This is a genomic window from Saccharopolyspora griseoalba (genome assembly GCF_042665275.1).
GTDB lineage: Bacteria > Actinomycetota > Actinomycetes > Mycobacteriales > Pseudonocardiaceae > Saccharopolyspora > Saccharopolyspora griseoalba.
This window is the reverse complement of sequence record NZ_JBHTCJ010000010.1, coordinates 115,465-135,806: the sequence shown is the minus strand read 5'-3', so window position 1 is coordinate 135,806 and position 20,342 is coordinate 115,465. Positions and strand designations below refer to the sequence as shown.

Below are 20,342 nucleotides of genomic sequence, written 5' to 3'. Positions count from 1 at the left end.
GACGTTTGTGCTCGGGCCCACCGCGGCGGCCGCGCGCCGCGCTCGTCTTGACACCCCGCGTGCGCGGTGATCGACTCGCTCGGTCTGGACATTTGCGGAATGGCGGGACGAAATGATGAAGAGGGCTCTGCTCGGCGCGACGACCGCACTCATCACGGCGCTTCCAGCGCTGGTCGTTCCCACCGCGCAAGCCCAGCCCGCTTGCGATCCCTTCACCCGCCCGGCCGTCGACGAAGCGGTGCCCACCGCGCGCGAGGTCCTCGGCTTCGACCTGGGGCAGCGCGAGGTCACCACCGCCGAGTCCGACCGCTACCTGCAGGCCGTCGCCGACAGCAGCGCGAAGGTCACCGACGACGTCCTGGCCACCTCGAGCCGGGGCCGCCCGCTGCGCTACGCCGTGGTAGGGAAGCCGGAGAACACCACGCCGGGGGCGCTGGCGGGCATCGGCGAGAAGCTCGGCCTGCTGCGCGACCCGAAGACCCCGGAACCGGTGGCGCGGCGCATCATCGACGACACCCCGTCGGTGCTGTGGGTGGCGGGCAACGTGCACGGCGACGAGGAGAGCGGAACCGGCGCCGCGCTGCGCGTGCTCTACGAGCTCACCGCGCGCACCGACTGCACCGCACCGTCCATCCTGGACGACGCCGTCGTGGTCGTGCTGCCCACGCAGAACCCCGACGGCCGCGAGCTCGACACCCGCCGCACCGCGACCGGTTTCGACGCCAACCGGGACTGGTTCGCGCGCACCCAGCCGGAGACCGACGGCAAGCTGGAGAAGCTGCGCGAGCTCCCGCCGCAGATGTTCGTCGACGCCCACGAGATGGGTTCGGACGACTACTTCTTCCCGCCCAACGCCGACCCGGTCTACCACGACATCGGCGAAACCCCGCTGGACTGGGTCTACGAGCGCTACGGCCCGGCGATGCAGCGCGCCTTCGGGCGCTTCGGGATCCCCTACTTCAACGGCAGCTCCTACGACCTGATGTACATGGGCTACGGCGACACCGTGCCGCTGACCGGGTTCAACGCCGCGGGCATGACCTTCGAGAAGAACGAGGACGACCCGATCGCCGAGCGGGTGCAGGAGCACTACACCGCGATCTGGTCCACCCTGATGTCCGCCGGTGCGCAGGACGCCGAGCTCCGCGCGCAGTGGCGCGCCGCGCACCTGGAGGCCTACCGGCAGGGGCGGGCCGGAGAACTGGAACCCAACCGGCTGTACTGGAACGACGGCGAGATCACCAACCCGGTGCCCGACATCCGGATCAAGCACTACTTCCTGCGCACCGATGATCCGGCCAAGTCCGAGGGCGTGCAGCGGCTCGCCCGCCGCCTGCAGCGCATGGACGTGGACGTGCGGCGGCTCACCGCCCCGCTGGTGGTGCCCGACTACACCCCCTACGGCCGCCCCGGTGGCGAGACCACGCTGCCCGCGGGCACCCTGTGGATCCCGCTCGCCCAGGGCCAGAAGCACTGGATCCAGGCCATGCTCGGGGAGAGCAGCTACGTGCCCTTCCCGTACTTCTACGACGTGACGGTCTGGAGCGGGCCCCTGCTGGAGAACCTCGACGGCGGTCGCTCCGGCGCCGATCTCAACCCGGTGGCCGCTCCGCTCCCGCCGCAACCGGAACCGAGCGCGCGGGCGCTCGACGCGCCGAAGACCGCCGTGTGGCAGACCTCCCGGTCCGGGGCCGCGGTGGAATCGGCGGGCTGGTTGCGGCACTGGCTCGGCGAGCACCGGGTCGACTTCGGCGATCTCACCGCCCAGCAGATCGCCGGCGGCGCGCTGTCGGACTACCGCGCCCTGGTGATCCCCAACGGCGATGGCGACGCCGCGTTCGAGGCGCTTGGGCCGGCCGGGCGGGGAGCGCTGACCGACTGGGTGCGCGGCGGCGGAAAGCTCATCGCGCTGCGCGACAGCGCGACGCTGGCCGCCAGGCTCGGTCTGACCAGCGCCACCCACGCCGAGCCGACCTCGGACGTCCCCGGTGCGCTGGTCCGCACCGAGCTGGATCCGGCGAGCCCGCTGGCCGAGGGCGTGGGCCCGACGGTCTGGTCGATGTACGAGTACGACCAGGTGTGGACCGCGCCGCCGGAGGCCAGCGCCGCGCGGTTCCCCAGCGCCGGTGATCCCGACTGGCACGTCTCGGGCTTCGCCGAGGGCGCCGAGGAGCTGCACGGCAAGACCGCGGTGGTCGACGAGAACGTCGGCGAGGGCCGGGTCGTGCTGTTCGGGTTCGAGCCCAACTACCGGGCGTTCACCAACGGCGCGGCCCGGATGCTGGGCAACGCCCTCGCCGGGGACCGCCCGGAGACCCCGGTGCGCCGCGCGGTCGCGCCCCCGCAGGGGCCGACCGACTCGGCGACCGGACGTCTGGTGATCAGCGTGCGGCCGGAGGTCGCCGACCAGGTGCGCGGGATGCTGCACCGGCGCAGCGCCGAGTTCACCGAGACCGGTGAGGGGCGGTTCCTGGTGGACCTGGGCGGCATGACCGCCGACGAGCACCCGTGGGCGCGGGATCTGGCGGGCGAGGTCGCCGGGCTCGGGAGCTCGGTGCGGGCCATCCGGCTCCCGTAGCACCCGATCGGGTGGTCACCCGCGCGGTTTGGCGAAAGTGGCCGCCGCGGCCCAGGACTCGTCGGCGTCGGCCCACTCGCGCTCGCTGCACAGCATGGCCACCGCCGCGGTCTTGAGCTCGACGTGCTCGCCGGTGAGCAGGTGCACCAGGTCTTCGAGCCCGGGGTTGTGGCCGACGAGCGCCACCGTCATCGCGTTGACCGGCATCTCGCGGACCACGGTGAGCAGCCCGCGCGCGGTGGCCGCGTAGATGCGCTCGTCGAAGGACACCACCGGTTCGGCGGGGACCTCCGGTGCGATCAGGTCCCAGGTCTGCCGGGTGCGGGTCGCGGGGGAGCAGCGCACGGTCTCGACCGCGTGGGCGTTCTCCCGCAACCAGCGGCCCACCGCGGGCGCGTCCCTCTCCCCCCGGTGCGCCAGCGGGCGCTCGAAGTCGTCGAGCCCGTCGGGGTGGGCCGACTTCGCGTGCCGGATCAGGAGCAGTTTCCGCCGCGCGTCCGCCATGTCGCATCCCACTAGTTCGCCGTTGAATCCAGTCCCACGGTACCCAACGCGATTCGGGTAACGCGCCGCGGAACGGCGCGTGGCGGGTGGACGTCGCGGACTACTCGGGCTCGACGTCCGGGAACGGCATCGGCAGGTTGGGCGCGACCAGCCCGCCGTCGACGGCCAGCACCTGGCCGGTGACGTAGCCGGCGGCCCGGCTGGCCAGGTAGAGGATCGCGGCCGCGACGTCCTCCGGTTCGCCGATGCGGCGCAGCGGCGTGTGCTGCTCCAAGGTGGCCTTGAGCTGCGGGTCCTCTGCCACGACCTCCAGCGCTTCGGTGCGGATCGCACCGGGGGCGACCGCGTTCACCCGGATCCGCGGGTTGAGGTCGGCGGCCAGCAGCCGCACCGCGTGGTCCAGCGCGGCCTTGGCGGTGCCGTAGGCGAGGTAGCCGCGGCCGGAGAGGTGCCCGGTGGAGCTGGAGACCAGCACGACCGAGGCGGCCTCGGAGCGCGCCAGGTGCGGCGCGGCCTCGCGCACCAGCCGGACGCCGTCGACGACGTTGCGCTCGAAGGACTTGCGCAGCGCCTCGTCGCGGGTGTCGGAGAACGGGCGCGGCATCGCGCCACCGGTCACGCCGACCAGCACGTCGAGCTGCCCGAGCTCCTCGACGCAGCGGCCCACGGCGGCGCTCGCGGCCTGCTCGTCGGAGACGTCGGCCGGCACCGCGACCGCGCGACGCCCCAGCCCGCGCACCTGCTCGGCGACCTCCTCGATCTGTTCCGGCGTGCGGGAAAGCACCGCGACGTCGGCTCCCGCCTCGGCCAGCGCTAGCGCGGTGGCGGCCCCGATCCCGCGCCCCGCCCCGGCCACCAGCGCGACCCGGCCGTCCAACCGGAACAGCGGCAACGTGCCCATCCCGCACCCTCCCAACATCGAACCAAGCACTTGCTCGGTACGCTAGCGCGCGCCCCGCACCCCTGACCAGCCCCGCACCCCGACCACGTGGGGAGACCGGTCCAGCGGGAGAGACCGAACCCGGCCTCGTCGAAGCGTCCGCGGAACCACCGCCCGCGGAAAATCCTCCCGAACGGCACGCCGATTCCCCTCCCATTCCGGGGGCGGATTGGGAGGGGAATCGGCGCTGGCTTCCGGAGGGTTTTCGGCGTGGTTCGGGCAGGCGTGCCGTCTCAGCCGAGGTGGGGGAGGACCAGCTCGCGGTAGCGCTCGGTCATCGTGGCCAGCACCGAATCGCCCGGGGAGTCCCAGATCTCGGCGTTGAAGATCTCCACCTCGACATCGCCCGAATAACCCGTCTCGGCGATCATGCGGGTGATCGCGGCGAAGTCGACGACGCCGTCGCCCATCATGCCGCGGGACAGCAGCGCGTCGGCCGCGATCGGCAGGTTGAAGTCGCACACCTGGTAGGAGGCGATGCGCCCCTCCCGGCCGGCGCGTTCGATCGCGCGCGGCAGCGCCGGGTCCCAGAACACGTGGAAGGTGTCGACCACGACCGCGACCTCCTCGGCGGTGTGCGGCGCGGCGAGGTCCAGCGCCTGCTCCAGCGTGGAGATCACCGCCCGGTCGGCCGCGTACATCGGGTGCAGCGGCTCCAGCACGATGCGCACCCCGCGCTCGCGGGCGCGCGGCACCAGCTCGGCGATCCGCTCGGCCACCCGCTGCCGCGCACCGGCCAGATCGACCGAGCCCTCCGGCAACCCGCCGACCACCATGACCAGCGCGTCCGTGCCCAGCGCCGCGGCCTCGTCGAGCGCCGCGCGGTTGTCGTCGAGCGCCTCCCGGATTCCTTCCGGGGACGTCGCGGTGAGGAACCCGCCCCGGCACAGGCTGGAGACCCGCAGGCCCGCGTCGCGCACCAGCTTCGCGGCGCGGTCCAGCCCCAGCTCGTGCACCCGGTCCCGCCACAGGCCCACCGAGGGCAGCCCGGCGCGCACCGCGCCCTCGACCGCCTCGGCGAGGTTCCACTTCTTGGTGGTCGCGATGTTCAGCGACAACCGGTCCAGATCGCTCAACGTCCCACTCCGTTCACCGCCAGGAACCCCCGCATCCGCTCGACCGCCGCGTCGGGATCGACCAGCAGCCCCGCCCGATCGGCCAGCCGGAAGACCTCGGCCAGGTGCGGCACCGACCGGCCCGCGTGCAGACCGCCGGCCATCGAGAAGCCCGGCTGCTGGCCGTTGAGCCAGGACAGGAACGCGATCCCGGTCTTGTAGTAGTAGGTCGGCGCCTGGAAGATGTGCCGCCCGAGCTCCTTGGTGTCCTCCAGGGTCGACAGCGCCGCTGCCGGGTCCTCGCGGTCCAGCGCCTGGATCGCCGCCGAGGCCGCGGGGTAGATCGCCGCGAAGATGCCCAGCAGCGCGTCCGAGTGCCCGTCGGCCGAACCGACGATGAGCTCCGGGTAGTTGAAGTCGTCGCCGGTGTAGAGGCGCACGCCCTCCGGGAGCTCGCGGCGCAGCGCGACCTCGTGCTCGGCGTCGAGCAGCGAGACCTTCACCCCGTCCACCTTCTCCGGCCGCGCCCGGATGATCTCCAGGAACGTCTTGGTGGCCGTCGGGACGTCCTCGCTGCCCCAGTAACCGCGCAGCGCCGGGTCGAACATGGGGCCCAGCCAGTGCAGGATCACCGGTTCGTCGGCTTCGTCGAGCAGGGCGCCGTAGACCCGGGCGTAGTCCTCGGCAGAGCGCGCCAGCTTCGCCAGCGCGCGCGAGGCCATCACGATCACCCGCGCGCCGCTGCCGGCGACCACCTCGAACTGCTCGCGGTAGGCGGCCAGCACCGCGTCCACGTCGGTCCACTCGGTCAGGTGGTCGGTGCCCGCTCCGGCGGCGATCCGGCCGCCCTCGGCGCGGGCCTCGGCGGCCGAGCGGCGGATCAGCTCGGCCGCCTGCTCCCAGTCGACCCCCATGCCGCGCTGCGCGGTGTCCATCGCCTCGGCCACGCCCAGCCCGTAGTCCCACAGCGCGCGCCGGTAGGCCAGCGTGGCGTCCCAGTCGACGTCGGCCGGTGCCCCGGGCACGTTCTCGCCCAGCACGCGCGGAACCACGTGCGCGGCGGCGTAGACCACCCGGCTGCGCAGCGCGCCGGTCGGTTTCGGCCACTCGCGCGGTGCGGAGACGGTGTGCTCGGCCAGCGACCCGTCGGAGCGGGGGAGCAGCAGCGCGGTCACGGGGTCACCTCGCCGAGCTCGACCCGCTTGCCCTCGCGGGAGGACTCCAGGCCCGCCTCGGCCAGTCGCACGCCGCGCGCCCCGGCCAGGAAGTCGTAGGGGTGCTCGCCCTCGTCGCAGGCGAAGCGCAGGAACTGCTCCCACTGCGCCTTGAAGCCGTTGTCGAACTCCTGGTTGTCCGGCACCTCGTACCACTGCTGCCGGAACGGCGTGGACTCCACCAGGTCCGGGTTCCACACCGGCTTGGGCGTGTGCATCCGCTGCTGCGCCGCGCACCGGTGCAGGCCCGCCACCGCGCTGCCGTGCGTGCCGTCGACGTGGAACTCCACCAGCTCGTCGCGGTGCACCCGGGTCGCCCACGAGGAGTTGATCTGCGCGATCACCCCGCCCTCCAGCTCGAAGATGCCGTAGGCGGCGTCGTCGGCGGTGGCCGCGTAGGCCTCGCCGCGCTCGTCCCAGCGCTGCGGGATGTGCGTGACGATCTTCGCGGTGACCGCCTCCACGCGCCCGAAGAGGTTCTCCAGCACGTAGTTCCAGTGCGGGAACATGTCGCTGGTCATCCCGCCCCCGTCCTCGGCGCGGTAGTTCCAGCTGGGGCGCTGGGCGGGCTGCCCGTCGCCCTCGAAGACCCAGTAGCCGAACTCGCCGCGCACCGACAGGATCCGGCCGAAGAAGCCCGACTCCACCAGCCTGCGCAGCTTGAGCAGTCCCGGCAGGTACAGCTTGTCGTGCACCACCCCGGTCTTGACCCCGGCGTCGGCGGCGGCGCGGGCCAGCCGCAGCGCGCCGTCGACGTCCTCGGCGACCGGCTTCTCGGTGTAGATGTGCTTGCCCGCGGCGATCGCCTTGGAGATCGCCTCCTCGCGCACCGAGGTCAGCTGCGCGTCGAAGTAGATCTCCTCGCCGCCCGACAGCGCCGCGTCCAGATCCGTCGTCCAGCGCTCCACGTCGTGCCGCTTGGCGATCTCCTCCAACTTCTCCGCGTTGCGTCCCACCAGCACGGGCTCGGGCACGATCCGGGTTCCGTCGCGCAGCTCGACTCCGCCCTGCTCCCGGATCGCCAGCACCGAGCGCACCAGGTGCTGCCGGTATCCCATCCGCCCGGTAACGCCGTTCATCACGACGCCCAACCGACGCTCGGACATGTCCTATCAGCTCCTTAGGAAAGCGCTTACCAAGACGGTAGCCGCAAGCCGCGAGCCGACACAAGTCCCAGGCGTCCTCGCACGTGAGCGCGGATGCCCCGGGAATCAGCGGGAAGGGGTCAGCGGGGCGGGGTGCTCTCCCGGACGATGATCTCGCCGCGCACCTTGCGGCGACGCGGCTTGGCGGCGGGCTCGCCCAGCACCATCTCCAGCGCCATGCGGCCCATCTCGGTGAGCGGGAGCCGGACCGTGGTCAGCGCCGGGGTCACGTCGCGCAGCGTGGAGATGTCGTCGAACCCGGCCACCGCCAGGTCGCCGGGCACGTCCAGGCCGCGGTCCCGGCAAGCCGCCATGGCGCCCATGGCCATCAGGTCGTTGATCGCGAACACGCAGTCCACCTCGGCACCGGAGTCGGCGAGGCGCTGCATCGCGTTGAAGCCGCCGTCGCGGCTGAACTCGTCGGCGACCACGATCGGCTCCTCGCCGGACCAGCCCTCGACGAAGCCGTCCCGGCGATTGCGCGAGACCAGCAGCTTCTCCGGCCCGGTCAGGATCGCCGGGCGCCGGTAGCCGAGCTCGCCGATGCGCACCGCCAGATCCCGCGCGGCGCTCTTGTTGTCCACCACCACGGTGTCCACCGACAGCTTCGGCTCGCTGATCGCGGCGACCCGGCCGCCCGCGGCGATGAACGGCTCCATCTGGTCGGAGAGCTCGCGCAGGTGCTCGCGGTCGTCGATGCGGCTGCCGGCCAGCACGATCGCCCGGCCGCGCTGGCGCCGCAGCGCCGCCAGCAGCTCCAGCTCCTGCTCGGGCTGCCCGCCGGTGCTGCACAGCATCACCAGCAGGCCCTGCTGCTCGGCGGCCGCGGCCAGCCCCGCGGCGATGGTGGAGAAGTAGGGGTCGGCGATGTCGTTGACCATCAGGCCCACCAGGTCGGTGGACCCGCGCGCCATCGACTGCGCCTGCGCGTTGGGGGTGTAGCCGAGGCGGTTGGCCGCCTCGATGACCCGGGCGTGCAGCTCGGCGCGCACCACCCGGTCGCTGCCGTTGAGCGCGCGCGAGGCGGTGGCCAGCGAGACTCCCGCCTCCTTGGCGACGTCGGTGAGGGTCGCTGCTCGTGCCTGCACACCGCTCCTTCCCGGTACCTGCGGAGGTACCAGGATAACGGCCGGACCGCGCGCCCCGGGCGGGGCGCGCGGTCCACAGTGGCGTTGCCGGGCCGGGAGCGGGCCGTTCGCGCGTCCCCCGGCCCGGGGGCCGGTCAGCCGGCCCGCAGGCGCTCGAACTCCGCGCGCGGCAGCGGCTGCGCGTCCGGCTCGCCGAGCTGGTCCAGCGGAACCCGGTGGGTCTCCCGCGCGGTCCAGGCCGCGCCGGCCGCCAGCACCGTGATGCCCAGGCACAGCCCGCCGACGACCAGCCACACGTTGGCCGATCCGGGCGGCGCGACCAGGGTGAACAGGCTGGGCAGGAACGCGGTGAGCGTCAGGCCGACGTTCTGCGCGATCGCGAAGCCGGTCACGCGGGTGCGGGCGGGGAACAGCTCCTGGAAGAACGCCGCGAAGGTCGCGTTGCTGATCTGGTAGAACACGCCCCAGGTGAAGATCGCCAGCACGATGGTCAGCAGGACCGCGCCCTGGCTGACCGCCCACAGGTAGGCGATCGACAGCAGGCCCGATCCCAGCGCTCCGGTGATCATCATCGGCCTGCGCCCGAAGCGGTCCGACAGCGCGCCGAACCACGGGATGAACGGCAGCGCGACCAGGTTGGCCACCACCGGGATCCACAGGTAGATGCTCTTGTCCATGCCGATGCCGTAGCCGGACTGCGTCGCGTAGGCGGCGCCGAAGACCGAGACCACCACGCCGATCACGTTGACCATGGTCATGCAGATCGCCCGCAGCACGTCGGCGCCGCTGTTGCGCAGCACCTCGGCCACCGGCGGGCGGGAGGGCTCCTCGGTGCGCTCCAGGAAGGTGCGGGTCTCCTCGACCTTGCGGCGGATGAGGTAGCCGGCGAACACGACCACAGCGCTGAGCAGGAACGGGATCCGCCAGCCCCAGGAGTTGAACGCCTCGTCGGACAGCACCGCCGACAGCGGCAGGAACACCGCGGCGGCGATCACCTGGCCCGCCTGCGTGCCGTGCAGGCTGAAGCTCACGTAGAAGCCGCGCTTGCCGAACGGCGCGTGCTCGGCGATCATCGCGCTCGCCCCGCTGAGCTCGCCGGAGACCGCGAAGCCCTGCACGAAGCGCAGCAGCACCAGCAGGACCGGCGCCCACACCCCGACCTGGTGGTAGGTGGGCAGCAGCGCGACCGCGAAGGTCGAGAAGCCCATCAGCAGCATGGCCAGGACCAGCACGTGCTTGCGGCCGTGCCGGTCACCCCAGTGGCCGAACACCAGCGCGCCGATGGGGCGCGCGACGTAGCCGACCGCGTAGGTGCCCAGCGAGGACACCAGGGCGACGGTGGCGTTGCCCGCCGGGAAGAACACCGTCGGGAAGATCAGCGCTGCGGCCTGCGCGTAAACGAACCAGTCGTAGTACTCCAGCGCGCTGCCGACCCAGCCGCTGGCCGCGGCCTTCCGGGTCTGGGAGTTGCTGGAACGGGGAGGGGCGTCCCCGGTTTCGCTCGTCAATTCGGCTCCTCGGTCATGCGGTCACGTCGTTGTCCCCGATACCGGCTTGGGTAAGCGCTTTCCATTGAGCAGTCGCCGAGCGCCGATGTCAACACCGCGGTGGGCGGCGAGGTTCGCCGCCGCGGCGGAATCGGCCGGCCCGGAACCCTTGGAATGCGCTTTCCTGATGGTTACGATCGCGACAACCGAGACTTGCGAGGACCGATGACCGAGGCGACGACCGCAGTGCTGGCCGGGGTGCACGGGCACGGCCGATGGCACCTGCGCAACCTGGAGCGGCTGAGCCCGCAGGTGCACCTGGCCGGGATCTGCGACCTGCGCCCGCCGGAGACCGACGTGCCCACGAGCCCGGACCTCGACGAGCTCCTCCAGCGGGTGCGCCCGGACGTGACCGTGGTGTGCACCCCGATCCACACCCACGTGGACCTGGCGCTGAGCGCGGCGAAATCCGGTTCGCACGTGCTGCTGGAGAAGCCGCCGGCGCCGACGCTGGGCGAGTTCGACCGCCTCGTCGAAGGGCTCGCCGCCACCGACCGCGCCTGCCAGATCGGCTTCCAGAGCCTGGGCTCGCACGCCCTGGCGGAGGTGCGCCGCCTGATCGCGCAGGGGGCCGTCGGCCAGGTCGTCGGCATCGGCGCGGCCGGGGCCTGGCAGCGCGACGCCGCCTACTACGACCGCGCCCGCTGGGCGGGCATGCGCAGCCTGGACGGCATCCCGGTGGTCGACGGCGCGCTGACCAACCCCTTCGCGCACGCCATCGCCAACGCGCTGGCCGTCGACGGCGGCGGCGAGCCGGTCGAGCTCGACGTCGAGCTGTACCGGGCCAACGACATCGAGGCCGACGACACCTCCTGCGTTCGGATGGTCACCGCGCGCGGCACGCCGATCGTGGTGGCCGCAACGCTGTGCGCCGAGCAGGAGGTCGAGCCGCACGTCGTCGTGCGCGGCACCCGCGGCCGGATCGTCCTGGAGTACCGCAGGGCCCGGGTGCGCCTGGAGGCCGAGGGCCGGGTGGTCGAGACCGAGCACGGCAGCACCGACCTGCTGGAGAACCTCGTGGCGCACGCCCGGGAGGGCGCCGCGCTGCTGGTGCCGCCGGAGGACACGCGTCCGTTCATGCGCGTGCTGGAGGCGGTGCGGCTGGCACCGGACCCGCAGGTGATCGCCGAGCGGCACCGCCGGGTCGACCGCGACCGCGCGCACCCGCTGCGCGTGGTCCCCGGCGCGGCCGAGGCCGTGGTGCGCGCGGCGCGCGAACTGACCCCGCTGTCCGAGCTGGAGCTGCCATGGGCGAACCGATGATGTTGCGGATCGACGGCTTTCCGGTGGCCGAGTACCCGGACGGCGCCGACCTGCCCGCGTCCCTGGGCCCGCGCCCGCACCTGCACCCGGTGCGCACCCTCGGCGGGCGGGTGGTCACCGACGCCCTGCCCGAAGACCACCGGTGGCACCTGGGTTTCTCGGTGGCGCTGCAGGACGTGGACAACTGGAACTTCTGGGGCGGTCGGACCTACGTGCGCGACCGCGGCTACACCGAGCTCGACGACCACGGCCGCATCGAGCACGTCTCGTTCCCGCTGATCCGCGACGACGGGTTCGCCGAGCGGCTGCGCTGGCGGTCCGGGGCGGGCGAGGTGCTGGTCGACGAGTCCCGGGACGTGCGGGCCCGGCGCGTCGAGGCGGGGTGGGAGCTGGCCCTGTCCAGCACCTTGGGCAACGCCACCGAGCGGGAGATCGAGCTGGGCAGCCCGGCGACCAACGGCCGCACCGGTGCGGGTTACGGCGGGCTGTTCTGGCGGCTGCCCCCGGCGGTCGCGCCGCGCGTGTTCACCGCGGCGGCCTCCGGCGAACGAGCCGTGCACGGCTCGGTCGCGCCGTGGCTGGCCTGGACCGACCGCGACTTCACCCTCGCGCTGACCGGCATCGACGAGGCCACCCGGGCCGACCCGTGGTTCGTCCGCGTCGACGACTACCCCGGCGTGGGGTCCCAGCTCGCCGCGGTGCGCCCCGTCGCGCTGCCCGCGGGCGGCGCGCTGACCCGCGGGTTGCGGGTGCTGATCGCCGACGGCGCGCTGGACGCCATGCGCATCGCCGCCTGGGCCGGATCTCCCCGCTCCTGACGCCCCCGCCGGACCGGCCGTGCGGCCGATACCGCTCCGCGCCGCGCGAGAGCAGGACCTCGAATCGAAAGGGCCGATGATGTCCCCTGATCTGTCCGTGTCCAGACGCGTCTTCCTCGGCGGCTCGGCCGCGGCCGCGGCCGCGGTGCTCGCCCGGCCCGGATTCGCCCAGACACCGGTCGACCGGGTGCCGCTGCGCTGGCTGGCGGGCCCGCCCGCGGCCTCGACCGGCAGCTCCTTCGGCGTGCCCTGGCCGCGCGGCGCCCTGCGCGAGGGCACCCCGCTCGCGCTGACCAGCGACGGGAACCCGGTGCCGGTGCAGTCCCGCCCGCTGGCCTTCTGGCCGGACGGCTCGGTGAAGTGGACCGCGCACGCCGTGACCGGCGGGGTCACCGGGGAGTCCCTGGAGCTGCGGCGGGGCACGCCCGCCGCGCCCGCGGCCCCGGTGACCGCGAAGCGCTCCGGCGGGGAGGTGGTGCTGGCCAACGGCGTCCTGGCGGTGCACGTGGCCACCTCCGGCGGGGTCGTGCTGCCCGAGATCAGCCGGGGCGAGCGCACCACCGCCACCGACGGCACCCTGCTCCTGCGCCTGCAGGACGACCCCGAGCGGCCCGAGAACCACCAGCGGCTGACCGGAGCCGTGCAGCAGGTCGAGATCGAGCAGTCCGGCCCGGTCCGCGCGGTGGTCAAGGCCAGCGGCACCTACCGGGCCGGCGGGCGCTCCATCCTGCCCTGGACCCTGCGGATCTACCTGGGCGCGGGCGACGAATCGCTGCGGCTGGTGCACAGCTTCGTCTGGGACGCCGACGAGAAGCGCGACTTCGTCTCCGGCCTGGGCATGAGCTTCTCGGTGCCGATGACCGACGCCGCGCACGACCGGCACGTCCGCTTCGGCACCGCCGAGGGCGGTGTGTGGGGCGAGGCGGTGCGGGGGCTCACCGGGCTGCGCCGCGACCCGGGCCGGGCGGTGCGCGAGGCGCAGGTCGAAGGCAACGCGACGCCGCCGGTGGAGCAGTGGTCGGAGAAGGTCCGCGCGGGGTACCAGCAGTTGCCGCTGTGGAACGACTACACCCTGTTCCAGGAGTCGGCCCGGCACTTCGCGATCTGGAAGCGCGTCGGGGAGCGCGGGTCCTGGCTCAAGCACGCCGGGAGCGGTGAGCGCGCCGCCGGGTTCGGCTACCTCGGCGGGGTCAGCGGCGGGCTGGCCTTCGGGATGCGCGACTTCTGGCAGCGCTTCCCGCGCTCGATCGACATCCGCGGCGCGGCGCGCGACAGCGCCGAGGTCACCCTGTGGTCCTACGCCCCGCAGGCCGCGGCGATGGACCTGCGCACCTACGACACCGAGGCGCACGGCCTGGACCTCGCCTACGAGGACGTCCAGGAGGGCTTCGGCACGCCCGAGGGCGTGATGCGCTCCACCGAGATGACCCTGTGGGCCTTGGAATCCACCCCGTCGCGCGATCAGGTGGCCGCGCTGTCGCGCGCGCAGACCGATCCGCCGCAGATCGTCGCCGAGCCGCAGACCTACCACGCCGCAGGAGTTTTCGGCCGTTGGAGCCTGCCGGACCGAAGCACGCCGGATCGCGCCGCGCTGGAGGACTCCATCTCGCGCGACCTGGAGTTCTACACCGGACAGGTCGACCAGCGCGAGTGGTACGGGTTCTGGCACCACGGCGACGTGATGCACACCTACGACGCCGACCGGCACGAGTGGCGCTACGACGTCGGCGGTTTCGCGTGGGACAACGCCGAACTCGGCACCGACGCGATGCTGTGGTACGCGTTCCTGCGCTCCGGCGACCCGCGCGCCTTCCGGCTGGCCCGCGCCATGACCCAGCACGTCGCGGAGGTCGACACCTACCACTCCGGCCGCTTCGCGGGCCTGGGCTCCCGGCACGCGGTGGTGCACTGGGGCGACGGCGCGAAGGAGGCCAGGGTGGCGGAGTCGTTCACCAAGCGCTTCGCCTACTACCTCACCGCCGACGAGCTGCTCGGCGACGTCCTGCGCTCGACGTTGCAGGCGGACCGGACGCTGCTGGAGGTCGAGCCGCTGCGCGAGGTGCTGCCCCCGCAGGACGAGGCGCCGACCCGGCTGCGCATCGGCCCGGACTGGTACGCGCTGGTCAGCAACTGGCTCACCGAGTGGGAACGCACCGGCGAGACGAAGTGGCGCGACCGGATCGTCACCGGCATGCGCGACATCGCGACCTTCCCTGCGGGCCTGTTCACCGGCGAGGCGGGCGGTGCGGTCGGCTTCGACCCGGAAACCGCGCACCTGACCAACTTCGAGCGCGGCGACTTCGAGGGCAGCCGCAACCTGTCGATGGCCTTCCTGGGCGAGCAGATCCTCTGGGAGACCCTGGACCTGGTCGACGTGCCCGAGTTCCGCCAAGTCTACCTGGACTTCGCCAAGTACGGCCAGGCCACCCCCGAGGAGAAGCGGGCCCGCTACGGCCGCGACTTCGACGCGAACCTGTTCCCGACCATCTACTCCCGGGTCTCGGCGTGGGCCGGCGAGCAGCTCGACGACCCCGCCCTGCGGCGCCGGGGCTGGCGGGAGTTCCTCGACGATCCCGACGGCCGACCGTGGCCGGCTCCGGTCCGGGTCGGCGGCTCGGCGGTGGCCGCCCCGGTCGAGGAGATCCCCGTCGAGACCACGGCCACCAACGACGCGGCGCAGCGCACCCTGGCCATCATCTCCCTGCTGGCCATCGCCCCGCAGGAAGCGCCATAGCAGTTCGGCCGTAAACCGCGCGCTCCCCGGGCGCGCGGTTTACGGCCGAACTGCCGTCGCACACCCTCACCCGGGGTTCCAGGTGCGGAACCAGGCCGTGGTGGCCGGCAGTGCGGCTTCGACCCGGGGGATCCCCGGGTACCAGGCCTTCTCCCACTCCAGGGAGACCCAGCCGGACCACGTCTGGAGCAGGCGGGCGCACTCGGTGAGCGGCACGCCGCCCTCGCCGGGCGGCAGGGGAGTGGTGTCGGCGGGTCCGGCGGCGTCCTTGATCTGGAAGTGGCCGAGGAACTCGGCGAGCTCGGCGCGGGTGCGCTCCGGGGGCTCGCCGTGGCGCCAGGGGTGCAGCGCGTCCCACAGGACCGCCACGACGCCGGGATCGGCGAAGGGCTCGACGACGCGGCGGGCGAGCTCCCCGGTCGGGTGCGAGTCGTGGGTCTCCAGCAGCAGCCGCACCCCGCTGGCGCGCAGGTCCTCGACGACCGCGCCGATGCGCTCCACCGCGGGGCCGTCCTCGGCCGGCCGGCCACCCGGGAACACCCGGATCGACGGGGTGCCGAGGCCCGCGGCGAGTTCGATCAGCGACCGGAGCTCGTCCACCACGGGCCGGTCCGGGCCCGGGTGGCAGATCTTGGCGTACCCGGCCAGGCACGCGACCTGCAGGCCGTCGTCCTCGACGCGGCGGCGCGCCGGTCCCGGGTCGATCCCGAGCCGGACCTCCTCGTCGGGGTGCGCGCGCAGCTCCAGCCCGTGGCAGCCGTGCGCGGTGGCCACCGAAACCGCTTCGCGCAGCGGCGCTCCCGGCATCCCCAGGGTGCTGAACGCCAGCTTCCAGCTCATCGCACCTCCACTGGTTCGAACGAGACCAGCGTCGTGGTTCCATCGCTCCAGCGCACCTCGAGGCGGTCGTGCTGGGCCCGAACCCCGGCGACCGCCCCGCGCAGCTCCACCGGCTCGGCGGTGAGGCCCGCCAGCGCCGCGAAGACCCCGTTGCCGGAGCCGCTGAGCCGGGGCACCCGCACCGAACGGGCGAACGCCGTGCCCGCCGGGGCGAGCACCTCGTCGGCCGACTCCCAGCCGTGCAGCGGGTGCAGGGCCGAGACCAGCTCGTCGCCTGCGGCCCAACCGGTCAGCTCCGCGCCGGCTTCCGGCGGTGCGCCGGTCACCCGGTGCACCCGAAGTTCGAGCCAGCCGCGCACCACCACGACCGAGTCCACGCGCAGCCCCGGTAGCGCGGCCACCGGGCCGTCGAACACCGGCACGTGCCGCGACGCCGCCCAGCCCAGCTCGCCGGCACCGCCCGCCCCGAGCGGCTCGACGCGGCGCCGCGCGCTGCGCGAACCCCGGAAAACCACGGCGAAGTGGTTGTCCGCCACGTTGTCCCGCGCGGTCGGTCCGGTGCTGCTGGAGTAGGCCTGCCGGTCGTAGAGCGGATCGGCCTCGGCTGCGATCGCGGCCTGGTGCGGGCGCAGGTGCCCGCTGCCGTGGTTGTGCAACCGCGCGATCCCGCCGGAGGTCTGCAGCAGCAGCCCGGGCCCGGGCAGCGCGACCGCCCATTCCTGCTCACCGGGTGCCGGCTCCTCCTGCTCGGTCCACAGCGGGTGGTCGGGCCCGGCGAGCAGGCACGTGAAGGCCTTCGAAGCCCAGTACGGCGAAGCCGGGCCCGAGTAGGGCTGCAGCGTCGCCTCGTGCGGGCCGTGCCAGCCCAGGCTCAGCAGGCCGTCCTCGTCGAGGCACCCCCGGTCCAGGAAGTACCGCAGGTTGCCGCTGATCAACCGCCGCGAGACCCCGGGCGACAGCGGCGTGCTGCCGGTGACCGCGCCGAGACCGACCGCCGAGGCGGCGGCGAAGCGGTAGGTCATCGACCGCCCGAAGTAGACCGGTGCGCCGTCGGCGCCGAACATCAGCCCGAAACCGGACAGGAACTCCCGCAATCGCGCGGCGTGCTCGGTGGAGCGCCCGTCCAGGTGCGCGTCGAGCACCGGGTAGAGGTGCAGCGCCCACCCGTTGTAGTGGTCGAAGGCCTGCCCGTCGCCGTCGGTGTACCAGCCCTGCCCGCGGTACCAGGTCTCCAGCAGCTCGAGCGCCCGCTGCCGCACCCGCGCGGTGTCGGCGTCGCCGCGCCCGACCGATTCCAGGAACCCCGCGACGGAGAACGGGAACAGGTACCAGTTGTTCGGCGCTGGCAGCGAGCGCAGCGCCCCGCGCAGCCAGGCCTCCACCCGGTCCTGCACCGAACCGTCGAGCCGGTCCCACAACAACGGGCGGGTCAGCCGCAGACCCAGCGCGACCGAGGCGGATTCGACCATCGGCTGGCCGAACGCGTGGTGGTCGCGGATCACCGGCCAGGACTCGGCGTCGTCGGTGCCGGGCGTGCGCGTGCCGGCGTCCAGCCCGTCGGCGTAGCGCTCCAGCCAACCGCGCGGGTCCGCGCCGCCCGCGGTCCGGAAGGCCGCGGCCAGCATGGTGCGCGCGAAGCCCTCCAGTCCGTCCGAGCGCGCGCCGGACCTCGACGGTCGTCCGGGCAGGTCCAGTCGGCCCCCGCTGGGGCTGGCCCAGCGCCAGGCCGCCGCCAGCAGGCCGTCCGCCGCGGCCTCCCAGTGCAGGCGGGTGAAACCGGTGTGCGGGCTGAGCTCGCGGTCCTCTTCGGGCAGCATCACGCGATCCGCTCCAGGTGCTCGTGGTGGACGGGATGGGCGAAACCGGCGCCGTCGACCCAGCGCCGCAGCTCGTCGATCGCGTGCCGGGCCAGTCGGCGCAGCTCGTTCCCCTGCGATCCGGCGATGTGCGGGGTGATCAGCACGTCCTCGCGCCGCCACAGCGGGTGCTCGGCGGGCAGGACCTCCGGTTCGGTCACGTCGAGCACCGCTCGGACCGGCGCGTCGGCGAGCGCGTCCTGGTCGACCACCGCGCCGCGCGCGGTGTTGATCAGCACCGCGCCCGGGCGCATCGATTCGATCAGCTCGCGGCCGACCAGCCCGCGGGTGCTCGGCAGCAGGGGCGTGTGCACGCTGACCACGTCGCTGCTCGCGAACAGCTCGGCCAGCTCGACCGGGCGCGCGCCCAGCGCCTCGGCCTCGGCGCGATCGACGTAGGGGTCGCACAGCAGCACCTCGAAGTCGTGCGGGCGCAGCAGCTCGATCAACCGGCGCCCGACCAGCGAGGCCGACAGGACCCCCACCACGCGCCCGAAGTTGCCCACCCCGGGCGGTACGTCCTTGACCCGCGTGCGGCGGTAGTCGCGCGCTTGGTCGAGCACCCGCTTGCCCTCCAGCAGGATCATCGCCAGCGCGTACTCGGCCACCGGGACCGCGTTGGCCGCTGCCGCGGAGGAGACCTCGATCCCGCGCTGCCAGCACGCGGGCGTGACGTGCCCGCGCACGGTGCCCGCGGTGTGCACGATCGCCCGCAGCCGCGGCGCCGCGGTCAGCACCGCTTCGTCGACCGGAGGGCAGCCCCACCCGGTCACCAGCACGTCGACGTCCCGCAGCGCCGCCAGGGCGGCGTCGTCGAAGGTCTCGATCACGCCGGGCACCAGCTCGCAGACCGCGGCCAGCTCGCCCAGCGCGCGCTGGTCGAGCACCGCGTCGGCGGCCTCCGCCGACATCGCCACCGCCGCCTTCACTTCACCGCTCCCGCGGTCAGGCCGGACCGCCAGAACCGCTGCAGCAGCAGGAAGGCCGCGATCAGCGGCAGCACGGCCAGCAGCGAACCGATGATCACCACCGGGTAGTACTCCGGCGAGACGGTCGCCGAGGAGTTCCAGCTGTACAGGCCGAGGCTCAGCGGGTAGAGCTCCTCGTCGGAGAGCATCACCATCGGCAGGAAGAAGTTGTTCCAGATCGCCGTGAGCTGGAACAGGAACACCGTCACCAGGCCCGGGCCGAGCATCCGCAGCGCCACCTTGAAGTACCCGGCCAGCTCGCCCGCGCCGTCGATGCGCGCGGCCTCCAGCACCTCGTCGGGCACGTAGCCCTCGCTGAAGATCCGGCCCAGGTAGACGCCGAACGGGTTGAACAGCACCGGGACGAACACCGCCCAGAAGGTGTTGACCACTCCCAGGTTCGACGCGATCAGGTACAGCGGCAGCGCCAGCACGGTCTGCGGCACCATCACCGCGGCCAGCACCAGCCCGAAGAGCTTCTCCTTGTGCCGGAAGGCGTACTTGTCGAAGGCGTAACCGCAGGCGATGCTGATCAGCGCGCTCAGCAGCGCCCCGCAGCCGGCGTAGAGCAGGCTGTTGAGGTACCAGCGCCCGTAGATCCCGTCGTCCATGGCCAGCAGGTCGCGCAGGTTGGACAGCGGGGTGAAATCGCCCGGGGACAGCAGATCGCTGCCGAACAGCGAGTCGGCGTTCTTGGCCGAGGCCAGCACCAGCCACAGCACCGGAAGCAGCGTGTAGAGCACCGACACGCCGACCACGGCGTTGACCGCGAACCTGCCGAGCAGGCGGGGCCGCGCGCTCATCGGACCTCCCGGTTGCTCCAGCGGGTCACCGCGTAGGACAGCGCGATCGTGCAGCCCAGCAGCACCACCGAGGCCGCCGCGGCCAGCCCGTAGTTCCGGCGGGTGAACGCCGCGTCGAAGATGTACATGCTCGGCGAGAACCGCGCGTTGACCACGGGGGTGGACTGGCTGAGCAGCATCGGCTCGGTGAACAGCTGCAGGGTGAAGATCAGGCTGAACAGCAGCACCAGCACCACCGAGGAGCGGATCAGCGGCGCCTTGATCCGCACCGCCGTGCGCACCGGCCCCGCCCCGTCGACCACCGAGGCCTCCACCACCTCGCGCGGCACGGCCTGCAGCGCCGCGTAGAACACCACGACGTTGTAGCCGAGGTTGGTCCACAGCGCGATGTTGACCATCGCCGGGATCACCGTCTGCACGCCGAGGAAGTCCACGTGGATCTCGGCCCGGCCCAGCAGCTCGACCACCGGGGAGATCCCCGGGGTGTAGAGGTAGAGCCAGATCAGCGCGGCGATGATGCCCGGCACCGCGTGCGGCAGGAACAGGCCCAGCTGCGCGAACGCCCGCGACCGCACCACTCCGGAGTCCAGCAGCAGCGCCAGCGCCAGGGCGCCCAGCACCAGCACCGGCAAGTAGCCGACCGCGAACACCAGCACCACGCCGAGACCGCCGAGGAACGTCGGATCGGCGAACACCGCCAGGTAGCTGCGCAGCCCGACGAAGGTCAGGTTCTCCGGGCCGAAGCCGAGCCCCGGCTGGTCCGAGGCGAAGAAGCTCAGGTAGACCGCCGTGCTCACCGGCACCAGGAACACGCCGATGAGCAGCAGGAAGAACGGGGCCATCAGCACCCCGCACGCCAGCGCGGTCCCGCGCCCCCGCCGCCGTCCGGCCGCTCGCGGTGCTGACCCGCGCACCTCCGGCGCGGATGTCACCGAAACCATCGGCCATCACCTCCCTTTCGCTGGATGGCGCCTCCGTCGCGCCGGCGC

Annotated in this window: 16 protein-coding genes; 4 read left to right on the top strand and 12 right to left on the bottom strand. The window is 73.1% G+C overall.

The window, feature by feature from the left end; genetic code table 11:
- The first annotated feature begins 112 nt into the window (after positions 1-112).
- Positions 113-2,578 (top strand): M14 family zinc carboxypeptidase, encoded by a 2,466-nt coding sequence (locus ACFQRI_RS19315; RefSeq protein ID WP_380670567.1) that lies wholly within the window; start codon positions 113-115, stop codon positions 2,576-2,578.
- A 15-nt stretch (positions 2,579-2,593) separates the two neighbouring features.
- Here ACFQRI_RS19315 and ACFQRI_RS19310 read toward each other — a convergent pair whose 3' ends face one another.
- From ACFQRI_RS19310 to ACFQRI_RS19280, 7 genes are all read right to left on the bottom strand, one after another.
- Positions 2,594-3,082, bottom strand: a complete 489-nt coding sequence (locus tag ACFQRI_RS19310; protein ID WP_380670565.1) for a SixA phosphatase family protein — start codon at positions 3,080-3,082, stop codon at positions 2,594-2,596.
- Positions 3,083-3,182: 100 nt separating this feature from the next.
- Positions 3,183-3,983, bottom strand: a complete 801-nt coding sequence (locus ACFQRI_RS19305) for an SDR family oxidoreductase (protein WP_380670563.1) — start codon at positions 3,981-3,983, stop codon at positions 3,183-3,185.
- Positions 3,984-4,255: 272 nt separating this feature from the next.
- On the bottom strand, positions 4,256-5,089 hold the full coding sequence (locus ACFQRI_RS19300; protein ID WP_380670711.1) for a sugar phosphate isomerase/epimerase family protein: 834 nt from the start codon (positions 5,087-5,089) through the stop codon (positions 4,256-4,258).
- Positions 5,090-5,094: 5 nt separating this feature from the next.
- Entirely contained in the window at positions 5,095-6,252 is a 1,158-nt protein-coding gene (locus ACFQRI_RS19295) for a dihydrodipicolinate synthase family protein (protein ID WP_380670561.1), read from the bottom strand.
- Positions 6,249-7,397 carry a Gfo/Idh/MocA family protein gene (locus ACFQRI_RS19290; RefSeq protein ID WP_380670559.1) on the bottom strand — a complete coding sequence of 383 codons (1,149 nt, stop codon included), beginning with the start codon at positions 7,395-7,397 and terminating at the stop codon, positions 6,249-6,251. The genes ACFQRI_RS19295 and ACFQRI_RS19290 overlap by 4 nt, the downstream gene beginning before the upstream one ends.
- A 119-nt stretch (positions 7,398-7,516) precedes the next feature.
- Positions 7,517-8,524: a LacI family DNA-binding transcriptional regulator gene (locus ACFQRI_RS19285; RefSeq protein WP_380670558.1), complete on the bottom strand. Its 1,008-nt coding sequence runs from the start codon at positions 8,522-8,524 to the stop codon at positions 7,517-7,519.
- Positions 8,525-8,658: 134 nt separating this feature from the next.
- Positions 8,659-10,032 carry an MFS transporter gene (locus ACFQRI_RS19280; RefSeq protein WP_380670556.1) on the bottom strand — a complete coding sequence of 458 codons (1,374 nt, stop codon included), beginning with the start codon at positions 10,030-10,032 and terminating at the stop codon, positions 8,659-8,661.
- A gap of 204 nt (positions 10,033-10,236) precedes the next feature.
- Between ACFQRI_RS19280 and ACFQRI_RS19275 the strand changes: the two genes are divergently transcribed.
- From ACFQRI_RS19275 to ACFQRI_RS19265, 3 genes are all read left to right on the top strand, one after another.
- On the top strand, positions 10,237-11,334 hold the full coding sequence (locus ACFQRI_RS19275; RefSeq protein WP_380670554.1) for a Gfo/Idh/MocA family protein: 1,098 nt from the start codon (positions 10,237-10,239) through the stop codon (positions 11,332-11,334).
- The gene (locus ACFQRI_RS19270) at positions 11,319-12,152 is read left to right on the top strand and encodes a DUF6807 domain-containing protein (RefSeq protein WP_380670552.1); all 834 of its coding nucleotides are present in this window, start codon (positions 11,319-11,321) and stop codon (positions 12,150-12,152) included. Before ACFQRI_RS19275 ends, ACFQRI_RS19270 begins: the two co-directional genes overlap by 16 nt.
- 97 nt (positions 12,153-12,249) lie before the next feature.
- Positions 12,250-14,886 (top strand): exo-rhamnogalacturonan lyase family protein, encoded by a 2,637-nt coding sequence (locus tag ACFQRI_RS19265; protein ID WP_380670550.1) that lies wholly within the window; start codon positions 12,250-12,252, stop codon positions 14,884-14,886.
- A gap of 66 nt (positions 14,887-14,952) precedes the next feature.
- Here ACFQRI_RS19265 and ACFQRI_RS19260 read toward each other — a convergent pair whose 3' ends face one another.
- The 5 genes from ACFQRI_RS19260 to ACFQRI_RS19240 are packed head-to-tail and all read right to left on the bottom strand — an operon-like array spanning position 14,953 to position 20,294.
- Positions 14,953-15,726 (bottom strand): sugar phosphate isomerase/epimerase family protein, encoded by a 774-nt coding sequence (locus ACFQRI_RS19260; protein ID WP_380670548.1) that lies wholly within the window; start codon positions 15,724-15,726, stop codon positions 14,953-14,955.
- Positions 15,723-17,543 (bottom strand): DUF2264 domain-containing protein, encoded by a 1,821-nt coding sequence (locus tag ACFQRI_RS19255; protein ID WP_380670709.1) that lies wholly within the window; start codon positions 17,541-17,543, stop codon positions 15,723-15,725. The genes ACFQRI_RS19260 and ACFQRI_RS19255 overlap by 4 nt, the downstream gene beginning before the upstream one ends.
- Positions 17,543-18,511 carry a hydroxyacid dehydrogenase gene (locus tag ACFQRI_RS19250; RefSeq protein WP_380670546.1) on the bottom strand — a complete coding sequence of 323 codons (969 nt, stop codon included), beginning with the start codon at positions 18,509-18,511 and terminating at the stop codon, positions 17,543-17,545. Before ACFQRI_RS19250 ends, ACFQRI_RS19255 begins: the two co-directional genes overlap by 1 nt.
- Entirely contained in the window at positions 18,508-19,353 is an 846-nt protein-coding gene (locus tag ACFQRI_RS19245; protein ID WP_380670544.1) for a carbohydrate ABC transporter permease, read from the bottom strand. Before ACFQRI_RS19245 ends, ACFQRI_RS19250 begins: the two co-directional genes overlap by 4 nt.
- Positions 19,350-20,294: a carbohydrate ABC transporter permease gene (locus ACFQRI_RS19240; protein ID WP_380670542.1), complete on the bottom strand. Its 945-nt coding sequence runs from the start codon at positions 20,292-20,294 to the stop codon at positions 19,350-19,352. Before ACFQRI_RS19240 ends, ACFQRI_RS19245 begins: the two co-directional genes overlap by 4 nt.
- Positions 20,295-20,342 lie beyond the last annotated feature (48 nt).